The sequence below is a fragment of the Granulicatella balaenopterae genome (genome assembly GCF_900111135.1).
Classification (GTDB): Bacteria; Bacillota; Bacilli; order Lactobacillales; family Aerococcaceae; genus Granulicatella; species Granulicatella balaenopterae.
The window spans coordinates 1-17,264 of record NZ_FOGF01000042.1; the positions used below are offsets into that span (position 1 = coordinate 1).

At 33.3% G+C, this 17,264-nt stretch carries 9 protein-coding genes and 2 pseudogenes; 2 read left to right on the forward strand and 9 right to left on the reverse strand.

What is annotated here, in order from left to right:
• The 7 genes and pseudogenes from BMX09_RS10500 to BMX09_RS08340 all read right to left on the reverse strand — a co-directional run.
• The coding region (locus BMX09_RS10500) for a Cna B-type domain-containing protein (protein WP_407645259.1) at window positions 1-1,592 on the reverse strand (1,592 nt) is incomplete at its 3' end.
• A 9-nt stretch (window positions 1,593-1,601) separates the two neighbouring features.
• Window positions 1,602-1,826, reverse strand: a pseudogene (locus BMX09_RS10505) (Cna B-type domain-containing protein); the annotation flags it as partial.
• A gap of 66 nt (window positions 1,827-1,892) precedes the next feature.
• A pseudogene (locus tag BMX09_RS10510) lies at window positions 1,893-2,105 on the reverse strand (hypothetical protein); the annotation flags it as partial.
• Window positions 2,099-5,653, reverse strand: a complete 3,555-nt coding sequence (locus tag BMX09_RS08325) for a BspA family leucine-rich repeat surface protein (protein ID WP_177159590.1) — start codon at window positions 5,651-5,653, stop codon at window positions 2,099-2,101. The pseudogene BMX09_RS10510 and the gene BMX09_RS08325, both read right to left, overlap by 7 nt.
• Before the next feature lie 128 nt (window positions 5,654-5,781).
• Entirely contained in the window at window positions 5,782-6,087 is a 306-nt protein-coding gene (locus BMX09_RS10515; protein ID WP_218138937.1) for a zinc ribbon domain-containing protein, read from the reverse strand.
• Window positions 6,088-6,824: 737 nt separating this feature from the next.
• Window positions 6,825-7,286, reverse strand: coding sequence for a DUF4870 domain-containing protein (locus BMX09_RS08335; RefSeq protein ID WP_089747624.1), 462 nt, complete (start codon window positions 7,284-7,286; stop codon window positions 6,825-6,827).
• A 258-nt stretch (window positions 7,287-7,544) separates the two neighbouring features.
• Complete coding sequence (locus BMX09_RS08340; RefSeq protein ID WP_089747626.1) at window positions 7,545-8,945, reverse strand: sodium-dependent transporter; 1,401 nt, start codon at window positions 8,943-8,945, stop codon at window positions 7,545-7,547.
• Between the two features lie 409 nt (window positions 8,946-9,354).
• Between BMX09_RS08340 and BMX09_RS08345 the strand changes: the two genes are divergently transcribed.
• Together BMX09_RS08345 and BMX09_RS08350 are read left to right on the forward strand one after the other, a co-directional pair.
• Window positions 9,355-11,871: a YhgE/Pip domain-containing protein gene (locus tag BMX09_RS08345; RefSeq protein WP_089747627.1), complete on the forward strand. Its 2,517-nt coding sequence runs from the start codon at window positions 9,355-9,357 to the stop codon at window positions 11,869-11,871.
• Window positions 11,871-14,042, forward strand: coding sequence for a YhgE/Pip domain-containing protein (locus BMX09_RS08350; protein ID WP_089747629.1), 2,172 nt, complete (start codon window positions 11,871-11,873; stop codon window positions 14,040-14,042). Before BMX09_RS08345 ends, BMX09_RS08350 begins: the two co-directional genes overlap by 1 nt.
• A 195-nt stretch (window positions 14,043-14,237) precedes the next feature.
• Here BMX09_RS08350 and BMX09_RS08355 read toward each other — a convergent pair whose 3' ends face one another.
• Window positions 14,238-15,533 (reverse strand): replication initiator protein A, encoded by a 1,296-nt coding sequence (locus BMX09_RS08355; RefSeq protein WP_089747630.1) that lies wholly within the window; start codon window positions 15,531-15,533, stop codon window positions 14,238-14,240.
• Between the two features lie 381 nt (window positions 15,534-15,914).
• Window positions 15,915-16,835, reverse strand: coding sequence for a hypothetical protein (locus BMX09_RS10195; RefSeq protein WP_218138938.1), 921 nt, complete (start codon window positions 16,833-16,835; stop codon window positions 15,915-15,917).
• Window positions 16,836-17,264 lie beyond the last annotated feature (429 nt).

A 17,264-nucleotide genomic window follows, 5' to 3' on the forward strand; every position in this document is an offset into this window, starting at 1 on the left:
TCTCCTGTGATTGCACTTGTGTAACCATCAATGTTCACTTCTCCAATGCTGTAAGTAATTTCTTTGCCTGTTTCTTGGTTGTAAACTGGTAAGTTGTTGAATTCAGCTTTCCAGTTATTTGAAGCGTTTAATGTTAATTCTTGCGCTTGTTTACCATCGGCTAAAAGATTGATCGTTACTGAGTCGGCTGGTTCACCAATCCAGTGTTTTTCCACTGGGATTGAGATCGTTGCAGTATTGGTATTTGTGATGATATAACCTACGCCTTTTTCAGTAATTGAGCTTGTATAACCGTCTATTTCAACTTCTTCTACTTTATAGTTGATTTCGTGTCCATCTGTTGAGTCATATTTAACTAAGTTGTTGAATTCACCTTGCCAACTAGTTGTGGCATTTAATGTGATTTGTTTATCTGTTGCTTTGCCGTCGGCTAATAAGTTAATTACTACTTCTTCGGCTGGTTTTCCAATCCAGTGTTTTTCGACTGGAATAGCGATTACTTGTTGCGTATTCGTAATGATAAATCCATGTTGACTATCACCTGTTGTATGTGTTGTAAAGCCTGGTACTATTACTTCTTCTACTGAATAAACAATCTCTTGTCCATCTTTGTCATAGACTGGTAGGTTTTCGAAGGTGCCTTTCCAATTACCGTCTGTATCCGCTTTGATTGTTATACTTCTTTGATTTCCTTCATCATCCATTACTGGTTGTTTTTGACCATCAATCATTTCGAATAAGTTTACTGTGATTGACTCTAGAATGTACTTCTCATCCAATGCATTTCCTTCCGCATCTTGCCAGTCTTTTGTAACTTCAAGATTGCGGACTGCTTGTTTATTAGTAATTCGGATTGCTAAGTCTGGCACTTCGCCTATTGCAGTTTCTTTATTTGCTAAGCTCACAATTGTTGTCGTGAATCCTTTTACTTCATCTTCTTCGACTGAATAGACGATGTCTTTGCCATCTTTGTCATAGACTGGTAGGTTTTCGAAGGTGCCTTTCCAATTACCGTCTGTATCCGCTTTGATTGTTATACTTCTTTGATTTCCTTCATCATCCATTACTGGTTGTTTTTGACCATCAATCATTTCGAATAAGTTTACTGTGATTGACTCTGGAATGTATGTTTCATCCAATGCATTTCCTTCCGCATCTTGCCAGTCTTTTGTAACTTCAAGATTGCGGACTTTTTGTTTATTAGTGATTCGGATTGCTAAGTCTGGCACTTCGCCTTCTGCAGCTTCTTTTTCAGTTGCTTGACTGATTGTTGTTGTGAAGCCTGGTACTGTTACTTCTTCTACTGAATAAACAATCTCTTGTCCATTTTTGTCATAGATTGGTAAGTTTTCGAATTGTCCTTTCCAGTCATCTTCTTTTGTGATGGTTAAAGTTTTCCCTTCAACTTTTGTACCATTTGCTAATAAATTTACTGTGATTGACTCTGGAATATACTTCTCATCCAATGCATTACCTTCCGCATCTTGCCAAGATTTCGTCACTTCAAGATTGCGGACTGCTTGTTTATTAGTAATTCGGATTGCTAAGTCTGGCACTTCGCCTATTGCAGTTTCTTTATTTGCTAAGCTCACAATTGTTGTCGTGAATCCTTTTACTTCATCTTCTTCGACTGAATAGACGATGTCTTTGCCATCTTTGTCATAGACTGGTAGGTTTTCGAAGGTGCCTTTCCAATTACCGTCTGTATCCGCTTTGATTGTTATACTTCTTTGATTTCCTTCATCATCCATTACTGGTTGTTTTTGACCATCAATCATTTCGAATAAGTTTACTGTGATTGACTCTAGAATGTACTTCTCATCCAATGCATTACCTTCCGCATCTTGCCAGTCTTTTGTAACTTCAAGATTGCGGACTTGTGTATTAGTTATTTCGAATCCGTCTGATATATTACCTGTAATTATTGTTGTGTAACCAGGAACTTTAATTTCTTCAACTGTATACTTAATCGGAATTAACGGTTCGCTAACTTTTACATTTTCTCCAACAAATACATCTTGTTGATCAATTACCTTACGATTGTTAAATCTTGGTAAATCAGTAAATTTACCTTTCCAACCACTAGCTTTAGTTAAGGTTAGGATTGTTCCTTACCTTTTCGATCTAGTGCTGGTTTACCATCTGCAAATAACTTGACTTGGACACTATCAGTTGGGGTACCAACCCATTTTTTCTCAATTTCAATTTCATTATTCCATTTCCAACATGCTGTCCAATCATCAATTTCATAGTCTATTGTGATTTTTGTATTTTCATCAGCCGGAATAGGAAGAGTAAACTGATACTCAATGTACATTCCTGCCTCTTCTTGATCCGCTCTTTTTGCTACATATCCCGTGACCTCTTTTGTATTTGCTATACCGTTTTTTATTTCTATAACATCATATTTTATACCATAAACTGGATTTGCTCTTTTAATACCCTCTTGGCCAAATAAATCTCCTTGAATTAAGTCACCATCTGTACACCATGGTACATATGTTGGATCGAATATCTTACTGTCAGGATCATAATAATATTCTTGTGCTGTTAATCGGTTACTATCATTACCAAAGATTATTAATGGAGTTGATTGATTTTCAGGATATAGCTTTTCAATTTCCACTAATCTATAACCATTATTAACTCCAAATTGAATAGTTGGTTGCTTATGAAAAATATATTGTATATTATTCTCACTGTTTCCTTCACCATAATCTACATTAATAATAATTTTATCAGGATTACGTTGCATAACAATATTTGTATCATTTACCATCGCATTTTGTTGGGTATAAAAATTAACAGTTGTATTATCTTGAGTCAATTCAACAAATGGTTTTACTAAATCAATGTATTGTCCTTTCCACACAAAATCCGGTTGCGAAACTTGATACTCTTTAATGGTTACTAGTTGATTTTCATCTAAAGTTTGCAATAGTTTTTTTAAGCGACGTTCATCTTTAAATAATTCAACATCTGATTTTTGTGCTAAATTATCTATTCTCGCTAAATCATATGTTGCATCATTTGCCAGTAATTCATCATTTTGATTATAAACACCATATACGCCGCGATTGAAAAACATAACATTATTTTTTACATTAGCTACTGTAGTTGTCAAATTTAAAGGTGAATTAATGTCAATCTTTAAATAGCCATCTAATGTATTAGGAATTATAATAGAATCTGCTTGGCATTCAATCAACTCTATATATGAACTATTTTTTGGGAATTCTATTTTTCCTAATTGTGTATGTCTCGTTTTAAAATAAAAAGAATCTTGTTCCGATAAACATTTCGATATATCAGGAAGTTGTCCTTTACAATATGAAAATAACTCATAAAAATCGTTTACTTTTATTTGACCGTTGATTTTAAATATTGCATGTCTTATGATGTCCCATTTTTTATAATTTTTTCTATCCAAACCATTATATTCAGATTTGAATAGGTCAGAATAATTTTTAAATTCGAGGTTATTAGGAGTCTCAATTTCAATAATAGGTGGGTTTTTTAGCCATTCTTTATCGCTTTTATAAGGTAAATTATTAATTACTTTTTCTCTTAATTTCTTATAATCTAGGTTTCCTTCACCACTTATTTTTAATCTATTATCGCTAAATTGAGCTATAACACTTTTATTTCCTTCTTGTGAAACATCAATTTCTTGATTAGCAATATCTTTCTTTTTAACGCTATATATTCCATCTGATAAACCTTTAAAACTTGTAACTGTAACTGGTAAAGCTAATCCATCTATGTCTTTTGCTAATTCCCCTTGTTGGTTAAAAATACCATAATCTGAATATGTATTCGAATTATTTTCATTTGCAAAATACTTTTCAAGAAATACTTTTTTTGCAGTTATTTCACCATATGCATTTCCAGATGTACTAATTGAATAAAAGTTTGTTATTTTTGCATCCTTATTCATTTCCCAATTAGAAATATCTACGTAATCAATCGGATTAACCGATACTATATGCCCCTCATAAGGTGCATTATTATGTTGATAGAGCATTTCAGAAAAATCTAGGACATTTGAAACAATCCAATTATTCATATTCGGATTAGCATTTTTAGCATTTTCAAACATGCCTTTCATAGAAGTTACATTAGCAGTATTCCATTTACTAACTTTGGGATTGGCAAATCTAGTCTCTGCAAACATTCCACTCATATCTTTTACATTTGAAACGTCCCACTCACTTACATCGGGGTTAAATGAATACGAACGATAAAACATATCCTTCATAGACATAACATTACTTGTTTGCCACTTGCTTACATCCGGGCTAGAAATTTTTGATTCTTTAAACATAGCAGTCATATCTGTTACATTCGATGTATCTATGTCTCTATTTAATTGAATAAAAGCTCTTTCCAAATATGGTGTACTATTTAACCCGTCCTTATTTTTAGGACTAAATAAATAAGAAGAATCTTTTGGCAATTTCATCGCATCATGAATTGTAATAGTATGTGCATGCATATGTGTTTGCGGAAGATCTGGGTCATCTGATAATTTATATAACCATTCTTCTTTTGGAATATTATTATTCAAATAATTATGAAATTTCTCTTTATCTAATGTACCAGTACCTGTAATTTCAACTTTAACTAAATTATTTTCTGCTAATCTTTTTTCAATCCATACTGGTTCACTACCATCTTCTGCAATATTCATAGGAGCAGTCTTTAATGTATAGATTCCTTCTTTAAGTTTATTAACAATTTCTTTTGCGGATTCCAAATTTTCACCTACAAAACTATCTACTAATATACCTTCTTCATTATAAAATCCATAAACACCTTTTTTAAATTTAATTTTTGGAGGGTACTGCTCTGTTGTATTCACATTATTTTTAAAAATATAGTCTGGTGCAGTTAAATTAATAGGAATATCGTTACTAGTATGACTGAACTTTACATTTTTAGGAATTGTATTTGGCAGAACCACACTTTTTATTGAACTAGCATTGGAGAATATCTCACTCATATCTGCTTTTTGTGCAATCCTCCATTTACTTATATCTGGATTAGCTTTTTCACACTCGCTAAACATCCCTTCCATATTAGTAACCTGAGAAACATCCCACTCACTTACATCCGGATTAGCTTTTTCACACCCGCTAAACATCGCGTCCATATTAGTAACCTGAGAAACATCCCACTCACTTACATCCGGATTAGCTTTTTCACAATCCATAAACATATAACTCATATCTATTACAGCTGATGTATCAATGCCTTGTTCAAAAATAATTTCTGCTTGTGTTGCAAATAAAATAAAACGAGGATTAAATAAATCACTTGAATCTTCTGGGAAAGTAATTTTATCTTTTATTACAATAGAGTGAGGTTTACCTTCCCAACTATCTTGAGAAATATTATTATGCAAATAATTATGAAATTTCTCTTTATCTAATGTACCAGTACCTGTAATTTCAACTTTAACTAAATTATTTTCTGCTAATCTTTTTTCAATCCATACTGGTTCACTACCATCTTCTGCAATATCTTGTCTTTGATTTGTATTGACCTCTTGTGTTAATTGTTGCAGTTCTATTGCTTGAACAGTATTATACATCGGTATGGTTGTTGATAATATCATCATAACGCCTAAAAGTGCCGAATATATCTTTTTCATAATTATTACTCTGCTACACAAAATATGGACAAATATATCCATATCGAGATTATTCCTTTTTCTTAGAACATCGTCTGGCCTAGGCTACTACGATTTGATATGGTTCTCCAAAGGCTTAAATTCCGAAGTTAGCCCTCTGTACATATATAAGTACTTATTTCGTTAAGCAATCTTATATTTTTAGCATATTCAAGATTAATACTTGTATCTAAATCTCTATCACATATAAATCCACAATCACACGTGTATAAGCTATCTGATAGTTTTAAATCCTTTTTCATCTTTCCACAATTACTACAAGTTTTACTCGATGGGTAAAATCTATCAACTACTCTCAGTTCTATAGTATTTTGCTTACACTTATAACTTAATTTAGTTCTGACCTCAAAGAATTTCTGACTTGCAATAGCTTTAGATAAATGCTTATTCTTCATCAACCCTGTAACATTTAAGTCTTCAATAGTTATATAACTTGGTTGTTACTTTATAATTGAAGATACCGTTTTATTTATATGATCGGTTCTTATATTGGTTAATCGTTGATGATGTTTTTGTACTTTGATGACTTGTTTTTGGATATTTTGTCGAGTAGCTCCTCCTTCTTTTGTATTTTTATTTCTTATTTTCAAACTTTCATATTTCCTTAAAAGTTCTCTTTGTTATGAGCTGTAGGAATATTGTCATATCTTCTATTTGCGGTGTCCAAAATGACTTTAATATTCCTTCGACATCCCAACGTTGCAAAGTTCTAGCAGAAACAGAATTTAACTCTGCACATTCATGTGGTTAATAGTTATTGTTTTTCAAAATAATCACATCTTAACTATTTTTCACTACAAATAACAATATTGGTCTATATTTTTATTAACTATTGAACGCCTCCTTTATATTTTTTATTTAGACCGCTTACATTTTAATTGTATAATTTATCACATAATCTTTCAAGTTGCATCAATTAATATTTTCTTTTTTATTTCTGTATTTTTAGGATTATTTTTTAAAGTTATAGTAATTGTGTCATATTTATGTAATTTTGTACATTTTATCACAAATTAAAGTATTTTTATTTAATTTTTAACCTATTAAGTGATATTTATTCCAACTATTCATATTGGTCCATAAAAAAACTTCCCTAGTATGCTAGGAAAGTTCTCAAACGCTATATTCTTTATTATTCATCTATTCCAGAAAATTTTACGGCTATTTTTCCTATAATGGGAATTTGATATTGCGTATTTTTGTAGGCACCACTCATCGCAAAGATTGCATAAATAAAGACAAGAATATTAACAGCAAAATTAATCATCATCATTATTGAAGCTCCTCCAATAATATCTGCTGCTTCATTGGATAGAATCCCACCAGTTAGTACTAATATACCAATAATTGTAACCAGAATATTGATGCAAGTACCTACTATATTCAATACAAAACTTTGCGCAGCATGAAATTTTACGAATTTGCTGTTTTTTTCAAATAAATAAACCATTAAAGGAATAAACCACGTAAATAACAGCCCCACATTAGGTAAAAAACTCAAAACAGCAGGAACTAAATAGACTAATAAAGCTAATACATTGGCATCTATCTCACCAAATGATGATTGATGCTTTGGAAAAACTTGATTTTTCATATAAAAACCTCCTAATTTGTCATTTTTTGATACAAGTATTCTGGTACCGCCCCTTACTCATGCTCTATATTAATTGTATCATTTATTAATCAGTATGCAAGCGGATAGATTCCTATTATATCTTATTTTTTTCTATATCTAATCAAAAACACTCAACCCCACTTCGCCTTTCAAACCAAATAGCATTGAGTGTCCCTAATTTTTTAGTTGTTAATACTAATGATATTTTTCAGTCACCTTCATTTGTCAATGAATCCCCTAAAAAATCCCTAATTGAAAGAAATTATCTAATTGCCCCACCAAAATCAATAACATAAATAGTGGCGCAATATATTTCAAGCAGATGCTAACAAAGGGTTTTGAGTGATAACTACTACTTAACTCGATTTCGTCATCAATATAATCTGGGCGCAACCAACCTAAAATAATCGTCATAATAAAGGCATTCATCGGCATCAACAAACCTTCTGCAAACAAATCAAAGGTATCAATCCATGTCGAAAAGCCGAATAAATGCGGCAAATCACTACTACCTAAAGCATCAAATGTGACAATCAAGCAACCTACACAACCAATCGCACCAATTACGGTAGTTACTAAAGGTCGGTTCGCCTCTTTTCCGGCTTCAATACGACGATCAATAAAGGTTGACACTGCACCTTCCATCATGGCAATCGAACTACTCAAGGCTGCCAAAAAGACTAAGAAGTAAAATGCCGTACCAAATAATGGACCAGCTTTCCCCATTCCTTGAAAGACAGTCTGCAATGTAATAAACAACATCCCAGGCCCTTGAGTTGGTTCTAAGCCAGCCGAAAAGACAGCAGGAATCGTCGCCAAACCAGCTAACAACGCCACCATCGTATCAGCAAGTGGAATAATTAAGGCATTTCTTTCAAGATTTTCCTTCTTATCTAAGTACGAACTAAAAGCAATCAAACACCCTGACGATAATGATAACGAGAAGAATAATTGCCCACCAGCTGCCGCCAAAACTTTAACCCAGCCCAAACCATGGAAGATTTGCCAATTAGGTGTAAACATAAAGCGAATCCCCTCAGAAGCACCTGGTAAAGTCACACTACGCACTACCACGATTAATAACATCACAAACAAGATAGGCATCGCCGTCACTGAAAATTTTTCCAAGCCCTTCGCCACACCTAAAGAGACAATCACAATCGTCAAGACTAAAAAGATAATCGCAAAAATCATTGCCTCACCCGTATTACTGACAAAATTCAAAAAATAAGTCTGTGAATCTGTCGAATGAATCCCCCAATTCGCACCGAAAATATTACCAAAATTAGCCACCAAATATTTAATACAATAGCCACCCAAAGCACAATAAAACATCAATAAGAATAATGGCGATAAACAAGCAAGCCAACCATTGAACTGGAACTTAGAATCAATCGCACGATAAGCACCAATCGCCCCCTTACCTGACTTTCTCCCCAAGGCAAGTTCTGCCACCATACACGAGTAGCCAATCACAATTGCCAAGACAATATACATCAACAAGAAAGCAAACCCACCACCTTCCCCCATCTTATAAGGAAATCCCCACAAATTTCCCAAACCCACAGCCGAGCCAATCGCAGCCATCAAAAAACCAAAATTAGTATTGAATTTACCTTTAGTAAGTTGTTCATCCATTTTATCTTCCTCCAATAATAGTTGATCTATCTACTTCACTCATCCATTATGACATTCCCAGACTTCATTACATGCGGATTTTCATAAAATAGAAAAGATTACCTTAAGAAAAAAGGCCACAATACACAAATAATAGCCAAAATATTACATTTTTCTTTCTGTTTATTTATTATATCATGTTTTGTAAACTAACTCACCCTAACTAAATTTTTTACAAGATTACAAATTTTTATCCTTTTCTTTAATTCTTATGTGGTATAATTGAAACGTCGTGAATCTTTCTTCATCTAGCTATTTAGAGTTGCAAATATCGCTTTTTGAACCAAGATTTTTTATACTAGATTAATAAAAAGAGAAAATATATTTTTTTAGAAATATTAAAAACTACATAACAAGGGAGATCTCAAGAATGAAAAATGCTTTATATATATTCCGACGAGATATAAAGAGAATATTAAAAAATAAAGTAGCACTAATTGTTATCGGAGGCGTCTGCATTATTCCATCACTATATGCTTGGTTTAATATTGCAGCTAATATGGATCCATACGCTAACACCGACAAGATAAAAGTTGCTATTGTTAATAATGATACTGAAGTTACTGAATCTGGAATATCCGTTAATGCCGGAAAGGAAATTGTTGACAACTTAAAGGAAAATAAAAAACTAGACTGGCAATTTGTTGAAGAAGAAGTAGGAATTGATGGAGTCAAATCAGGTAAATATTATGCAGCTATTGTTATTCAAGAAGATTTCAGTAAAAGTCTCTTAAGCATTACATCCGGTGATACCAACGAACCTTCACTCATCTACTATGTTAATGAGAAAAAGAATGCAATTGCTCCCAAAATCACCTCGACTGGTGCCACAACTATTCAAGAACAAATTAATGAAAATTTCTCATCAGTAGCTGCCAAGTCAGTTTCTGATATTGTAAAAGAATCAGCATTATCCATTTATGACGATGTAGAAACAACCAAAGATAATTTAAATACTTCACTTAAAAATGTTTCTGAAGATTTTGAGTCTTATTCAAAAAATATTCAAGATTTGCAACAATCAGCCAACTCAACCAAACAAGAAATTGATGGTATTCTAGCATCGATTGATAAGATTACCACTTTTATTAACTCTGGTAACCAAGCACTTGATTCAGCTGATAACATTATCAAAAAAACAAATGAGGCATCAGGACAATTATCAACAGATATCTTTAATACCTCAACCGAAAATATGAACTATTTAAATGATATCTATACTACAACATCTGCTAGCATCAACCGACAAATTGATAAAACCATGACGGTCAACAATAAAATCAAGACCCAAATTGACCTATTATCAAATGTACTAGCAAACAATAAAGCGATTCTAGAAGAATTACAAAAAGAAAATGAACAAAATAATGGTAAATTTGATACAGCAATTAAAAACTTACAAGATAAAAACCAAGAAATCACCAACACAATCAATACCTTATCTGAAAAACAACAATTATTTACACAAGTCATCGAAAAACTAGAAACAAGCGATAAAAACCTAGGAAAATTAATAGACGACTGTAATAATCGACTCGCTGAACTTGGCAAAGTCATCTCAGAAAATGTCACAAATGGCATTTCGCCTAACGCCAATAAATTATTATCATTAATTGGAAAAATGCAAGGAACCTTAAATGCAGCACCCGAGACACTCAACTTATCTAAAAGCGTCCTAAAAGAAACACAAAACGCCTTAGATGATGCTATTATTGCTTTCTCAAACGCTGAAAACCTAGTCAATTCCATTAAAACCAATCTTGATGATATGACACAGGATTTATCAGTCCTTGAAAGTTCAAAAGTGTTCAAAAATTTAGTTTCTTTAGAAAATATTGATGCTGATTCAATCGGAAACTTTATTGAATCTCCCGTTGAGGTTCAAACAACTGCCCTTTATCCCGTTAAAAATTATGGTTCAGCAATGACACCTTTCTACACAAACCTAGCTCTTTGGGTTGGTGGAATTGTCCTTGTTTCCGTCATTAAACTTGAAGTAGATACAGATGAAGAATTAATTGGTGTTAAGCCTTCTGAATCTTATATGGGACGGCTAATGTTATTAATTGTATTAGCCGCATTTCAAGGATTTATCGCTACGGCAGGAGATATCTGGTTATTAGGCGCTCAATGCGAAATCCCTAGTCTATTTATCTTATCGGGAATTATTTGTTCGATAGTCTTTACAAATATTATCTTTGCTTTAGCAATCACTTTCAAACATATCGGCAAAGCTTTATGCGTTCTATTTATTATCTTACAAATTCCAGGAGGAGCCGGAACCTATCCAATCGAGATGACCCCCGCCTTCTTCCGTACTATTCACCCATTACTACCATTCTCATATGGTATCTCAGCAATGCGTGAAGCTATCGCAGGTCTTTATGCTGGTACTTATACTTATGATGTAATGAAACTAGCGATTTTTATACCAATCTCATTAGTTATTGGCCTTCACTTAAGACCCTTATTAATTAATATCAATAATCTATTTGATAAAAAACTTTCTGAATCTGGTCTAATGATTTCTGAAAATAATACACTCATTCGCAAGACTAATCATGCTGACTTATTAATTAAAGCTTTAAAAAATGACCAAGAAATTACCACTGAATTCAGAAAACGCAAAGAAAACTTTGAACGTACCTATAAAACAAAAATCAAACGTGGACTATTCCTATTATGTGCTCTACCATTGATTTTCCTAAATTTAATGCTATTTATTCCAGCAAAATTAACTTGCCTCATCTTATGGATTATTTCAATGATTCTAACAGCTACTTACCTCATCGTTATTGAATATATCAATAATAAATTAACTGTTGAAAGTGAACTACAAGATATGACAAGTGATGAAATTATTGAACAATTAAGGGAGGAAGACTAATGAAACATATATTTCAAATTTTTAAAGATGATTTAACAGTCTTAAAAAATAATGTCATTACATTAATTGTTGTGATTGGTATTGTGGTCGTCCCTTCTTTATATGCTTGGTTTAATATTGCAGCCAGTTGGGATCCCTACAGCAAAACTGATGCCCTAAAAGTAGCCATCTCAAGTAACGATACCGGCTATACTGGTGAATTAGTTCCAGTTGATATTAATATTGGTGATAAAGTCATGTCTTCATTACGTGAAAATGATAAATTGCATTGGGTCTTCACAAAAGAAGATGATGCCGTTGAAGGAGTAAAATCAGGAAAATATTATGCAGCCTTAATTATTCCAGAAGATTTTTCAGAAAATATGATGAGTCTATTTACCACTGATATGAAACATCCAGAAATCAGCTACTATTATAATGAAAAGAAAAATGCTATTGCTCCAAAAATTACCGATAAAGGAGCTTCCGGTATTCAATCTGAAATTAATAAAGTCTTTATTTCAACCATTTCTGATGCGATGATTTCTTCCATGAAACTAATGAACTCACAAGAAGATAACATCAACCCTGAATCACTATCAGATTCTGTCTTAATCAAATTAAAAAATATCTCAAAAAACTTAACCATGTCAGCTGATACACTAGCCGCTTTTAAAAACCTATCGACAGCTGGTGTTGATATCTTAAATCTAACAGGAACATTCTCAGAAAATGCCGTTGAAGATAAGCTAATCGATTCACTAAACCAATCAAATACAAAAGTTACTGACGCAAAAGATTCATTAGTTAAAGCTGAAACAAAACTAGATAATTCCTTTAACGCCATTAACCAATTATATACCGATATACAAGCATCAACTGATTCTGCCCTAGCAAAAGTTACTGATAATCAAGCAAGTCTAGTATCAGCACTTAATACACAAGCTGATAAAGTTAATGAAATCAGCAAGGCGTATAAACTAGTCGTTAGTTCTTTAGAAGATATCAAAAAAGCAAATCCTGAATTGAACTCATTAAATGAACATATCGATAATTTAATCAAAAAGTTAGACGTATCCATTAAATTGCATGATAGCTTATATAAAGAAATGACAACTACTGCTAGTAATATTGACAATGGTACCAATACGATTAATACCGATATCAAAAATATTGATCAACTTATTGCGAAAAGTAACGATAATCTTCAAGGAGTCATCACTACTTATAAATCTGATGTCGAAGGTGATTTAAATCAATTATCTCAATCTTTAATTGGTTCTAATAATACCTTAATTAGTCTATTAGGCGATATGAAAACTGATAAACAATTATTACAGCAACACAATACAAAATCAAAAAATAGCCTAAGTTCTGTCTCAACATCACTAAATGATTCAGAAGAAGTCCTCAGATCTGTCATCAAAAAAATTGATACTATCTGCAATAAAATAACGAGTGCACAAGAAAGTGGTGACTATGACAAATTAGAACACTTCCTAAGTGGCGATACTGAACATATTGGTGAATTTATTTCAGCACCTGTTCAACTAAAAACTGAAAAAATCTACCCAATTGAAAACTACGGCTCACAAATGGCACCCTTCTATACAACTCTATCCATCTGGGTAGGTGGGGTTGTCTTAGTAGCAGTTATGCTCGTTGAACCAAGCAGTAAATACAAACACTATAAAGATTGGGAAAAATACTTTGGTCGCTATTTAATCTTCTTAATTTTAGGCTTATTACAAACAACTTTAATTATGTTAGGAGATTTATATTTCTTAGGAATCCAATGTATCAATCCTTGGTTATTCTTAGTAGCTGGCTGGATTTCAAGCTTTGTTTATGTTCATATTATCTATACCTTAACTGTATCATTTGGTGATGTAGGTAAAGCTATCTGTGTCATCTTACTAGTGATGCAAGTTGCTGGAACAGGAGGAACATTCCCTATTGAGTGCGCTCCAGTCCTATTCCAAAAAATCTACCCATTATTACCATTCACCCATAGCATGAACGCCATGAGAGAATGTATCGGTGGATTCTACAGCGACTACTATATAAGAGAACTATTAAATCTACTAATCTTCCTAATCCCATCATTATTATTAGGATTAGTCTTAAGAAAACCAGTTATTAAACTTAATGAATTATTCATTGAAGAATTAGAAGATACAAAAATTATGTAAGCAATCGTCCATCTCAAAATGAGGTGGACTTTTTTTGCTAAAACTGCATCAATTTGCGATTTATAAGGAAAGCTTGCAAAACGCTGCAAAATCTAGCAATCCCCGTAGAAACTTTGCCCAAAACTGCAAAAAACTAACGATTCAAGCAAAAAAAACTTGCCTAAAACTGTAAAAACTAACAATTCAAGCAATTTTCTACACCCAATTAATCAGTGTAACCTTCAATTCACCATCATCTTCTTCACCAACTTCATCCCCAGCACTCGCATAAACTGGCGGAACATAACCGTTAACTTCAAAATATAATGTGGCATTTTCTTCAAAAAAGTTAATTAAACTGCGCATCAAATAAGCCTCAAAATTGCGTAATTCTGGGTCGGTTTTACGTTTATGAAGAGCAACATATAAGACTTGATAAAGCTTAATAAAGTCGAATTCAGTCAATTCTTCCATGCGCAACATTGATGGATTGCGGCGGCAGACATTACTTTTAGCTTTGAAAATTAGACTTAAAATGTTTTGAAGATCGTCTTCATCTTTTGAGCAAGTTTTTAGTAAAGTAATGATTCTATCAGGTAGTCCCAAACTATCAATATCGTAAAAATGGTGAACAGCTTTTTTTGGAGTTGTTGTGAAGTTACGAGGTTGTTCACGTACTACTTCTGTTTGCCCTGCAAAATCTTGGTTTGTGTTATCTTCAAAAACTGCTTCTTGAACCCCTTCATTTTTGCTTTCTGGAAAAGAATTTTTTACAGAAGATGTTGAAAAAGACATTCGCTCACCAGATGAATCATATGATTTTTTATTATTATTTAGTATTGCTGGTTTATTATTATTAAAGTAAGTCTTACTAGTGTTAAGTTTTTTTAAATCAGGATTCAAATTTCTTTCATCCTGACTTTGTGTTTCTTTAATGTTTAGTTGTTTATTTGTTTCTACCAGGTTAAAGCATTTTTCCATTAAGCTGTCTGAAGTTGGCGTTTTTTGAGCTACACGTTTTGGTTCGATAACTTTTTGAGCTTGTGCGTCAACTTTTTTTGGTGCGATTACGACTGGGTTTTCAATAGCTTGAGCTTTTTGCGATGTTGTTTTTGTATTATTTTGTGCAGCTACGTTTTCAGCTTTTTTGTCTTCCTCTTTGTCTTCTAAAAGATATTTTTCTTCTTCGTCGGTTTCGGGAACGGGTGTGCTTAGATAAAGCATTGAGTAACGACCTGTTTGGACAACTCGTAATAGCCCTACTTCCATTAAGTTGCGCTTGACGTTTACCACTGTCGGTACGGATACGCCTAAAGCTTCAGCCAAGTGATTGTTACTATATAAAAAGTAGACTTCCCCTTTTTCGTCATGCCAATGATTTTTGATGGATACTTGTTGGCGGTCAAGCATCACGGCATAAGTCATTACGTCTAAAGCTGATAAGTTTTTATAGCGCTCGCCTGCTACGATTAATTTTGGTACTTGATAGAATTGTTGTCTTGTCTTGGTCATTTTTACATCCTCCGCTCGTTAGATTTTCTCTATAACTTAATAGCGTTAGATGTTTAGAATCTGTTCCAAGTTTTTGGGAAATTTTTTATTTTATTTCTTAAATAGCTTTTGTGGTAGTTTGTTACGAGTTTCTTTTACGTTTTTTGAAGATTTCACACTGCTTTTTGAGGATTTCCTTTACTGATTTTACGCCACTGTTTTTACCAGCGTTTTCCCGTGATTTCCTTTACTGATTTTTCGCTAGCGTTTCACCTTTTTTCTCATAATCCCCACAAAAAAGACAACCAACATTACTGATTCCTACCTCCTATTATCTAAAAAAAAAGCACATCACGAGGATGCGCTTAAAAAAGTATGTCTTTGTTCAATCTTATTTATTGATTATTTTTTGCGTGAGATTAATGCTTCTAATCCCATTACTAATGATGCAATACCACCAATAGCTGCTAAAATCACGCTATTGTTAGTTGTTGCTGTTTTAGCTAAGGTATCGCCTGTGTTATATGTTGGTTGTTGGTTTGTTGCTGATTCATTGTTAGCTGTTGGTTTTTTAGCAGGTTTTTCAGCTGGAGTAACAGGTTTTTCTGGTGTTACAGGTTTTTCAGCTGGTTTTTCTGGTTCAGGAGTTACATCCCCACCGTTATCTGGTGTAACTGGTTTTTCAGGTTCTGGTGTTACATCTCCACCGTTATCTGGTACAGAAGGTTTTTCTGGTTCTGGAGTTACATCTCCACCATTGTCTGGTACTTCTGGTTCAGGAGTTACATCTCCACCGTTATCTGGTACAGAAGGTTTTTCTGGTTCTGGAGTTACATCCCCACCGTTATCTTCTAAGAATAAGCCTTTTTGTAGGCGATATGTACCGGATTTCCCATTGTTGATTGTACCTTCGGGGCTGTATACGGTTACCCAAACAATTTCCCCTGCAGGAATATCTTCTGGAGAAGTTACTGTGAAATACCCGTTACCATCGGTTTGCGTGTTACCTAAAACATGCTCTTCGAAATCTGTGTAATCTCCTTTTTGTACCTCTTTATCATAAGTAACCTTAACTTTAGCATTAGCAAGCCAGAAATTACCTGAGAATGTGCGCCCGTTTTCTGATGCGTTATGTACATAATCCCCTACAAATTGAGGATTCCAAAGAGAAGTCCCTTCTGGATAAGACATTCCTACTTCCCAAGCCATTGCTACATTGTTTTCTACCATAGGTGCTACTGTTCCAAATACTGTTCCAGCTAAAGCTACTGAACAAACACCTTTCACCATCATTTTTTTCATCTTAGTTTCGTTCGTTTTCATTCTAAATTCCTCCTAATACAGTTGAACATACTTTTTCTTAGTTTATCACGCCCCCCCCGAAATCAACCGTCATTTATCCTATTCCACATTTATTTTTATTGTTTCATATTGCTTTTATTCACTTAGTTTGTTTTATTTTCTTCTTTTTTTATCTTTCTAACCGAAAATTCAATAATCTAAGTAATCGCCTTTTTCTGTTCACATACCCAATAGAGTAGAGAGATAATCGCAAAGGACTATCTCCCTCTCATTGAACCGTACGTACGGGTCTCGTATACGGCTCTACAATTTATATTCCAACTTTACTTAGGTAATAATTTAAAGGATTGACCAATGCTGGTCGATTCTTTATTTTTGTTTCTAAGAGCTCTGGTGATAATATATAGTTAATAATATTCATACCACATTGTTTGTATAAACCTAGTCTAG

Excerpts from the sequence above, each read along its gene's own strand:
- BMX09_RS08325 (WP_177159590.1), bottom strand. The coding sequence starts at position 5,653 with ATGAAAAAGATATATTCGGCACTTTTAGGCGTTATGATGATATTATCA.
- BMX09_RS10515 (WP_218138937.1), bottom strand. The coding sequence starts at position 6,087 with ATGAAGAATAAGCATTTATCTAAAGCTATTGCAAGTCAGAAATTCTTT.
- BMX09_RS08335 (WP_089747624.1), bottom strand. The coding sequence starts at position 7,286 with ATGAAAAATCAAGTTTTTCCAAAGCATCAATCATCATTTGGTGAGATA.
- BMX09_RS08340 (WP_089747626.1), bottom strand. The coding sequence starts at position 8,945 with ATGGATGAACAACTTACTAAAGGTAAATTCAATACTAATTTTGGTTTT.
- BMX09_RS08345 (WP_089747627.1), top strand. The coding sequence starts at position 9,355 with ATGAAAAATGCTTTATATATATTCCGACGAGATATAAAGAGAATATTA.
- BMX09_RS08350 (WP_089747629.1), top strand. The coding sequence starts at position 11,871 with ATGAAACATATATTTCAAATTTTTAAAGATGATTTAACAGTCTTAAAA.
- BMX09_RS08355 (WP_089747630.1), bottom strand. The coding sequence starts at position 15,533 with ATGACCAAGACAAGACAACAATTCTATCAAGTACCAAAATTAATCGTA.
- BMX09_RS10195 (WP_218138938.1), bottom strand. The coding sequence starts at position 16,835 with ATGAAAACGAACGAAACTAAGATGAAAAAAATGATGGTGAAAGGTGTT.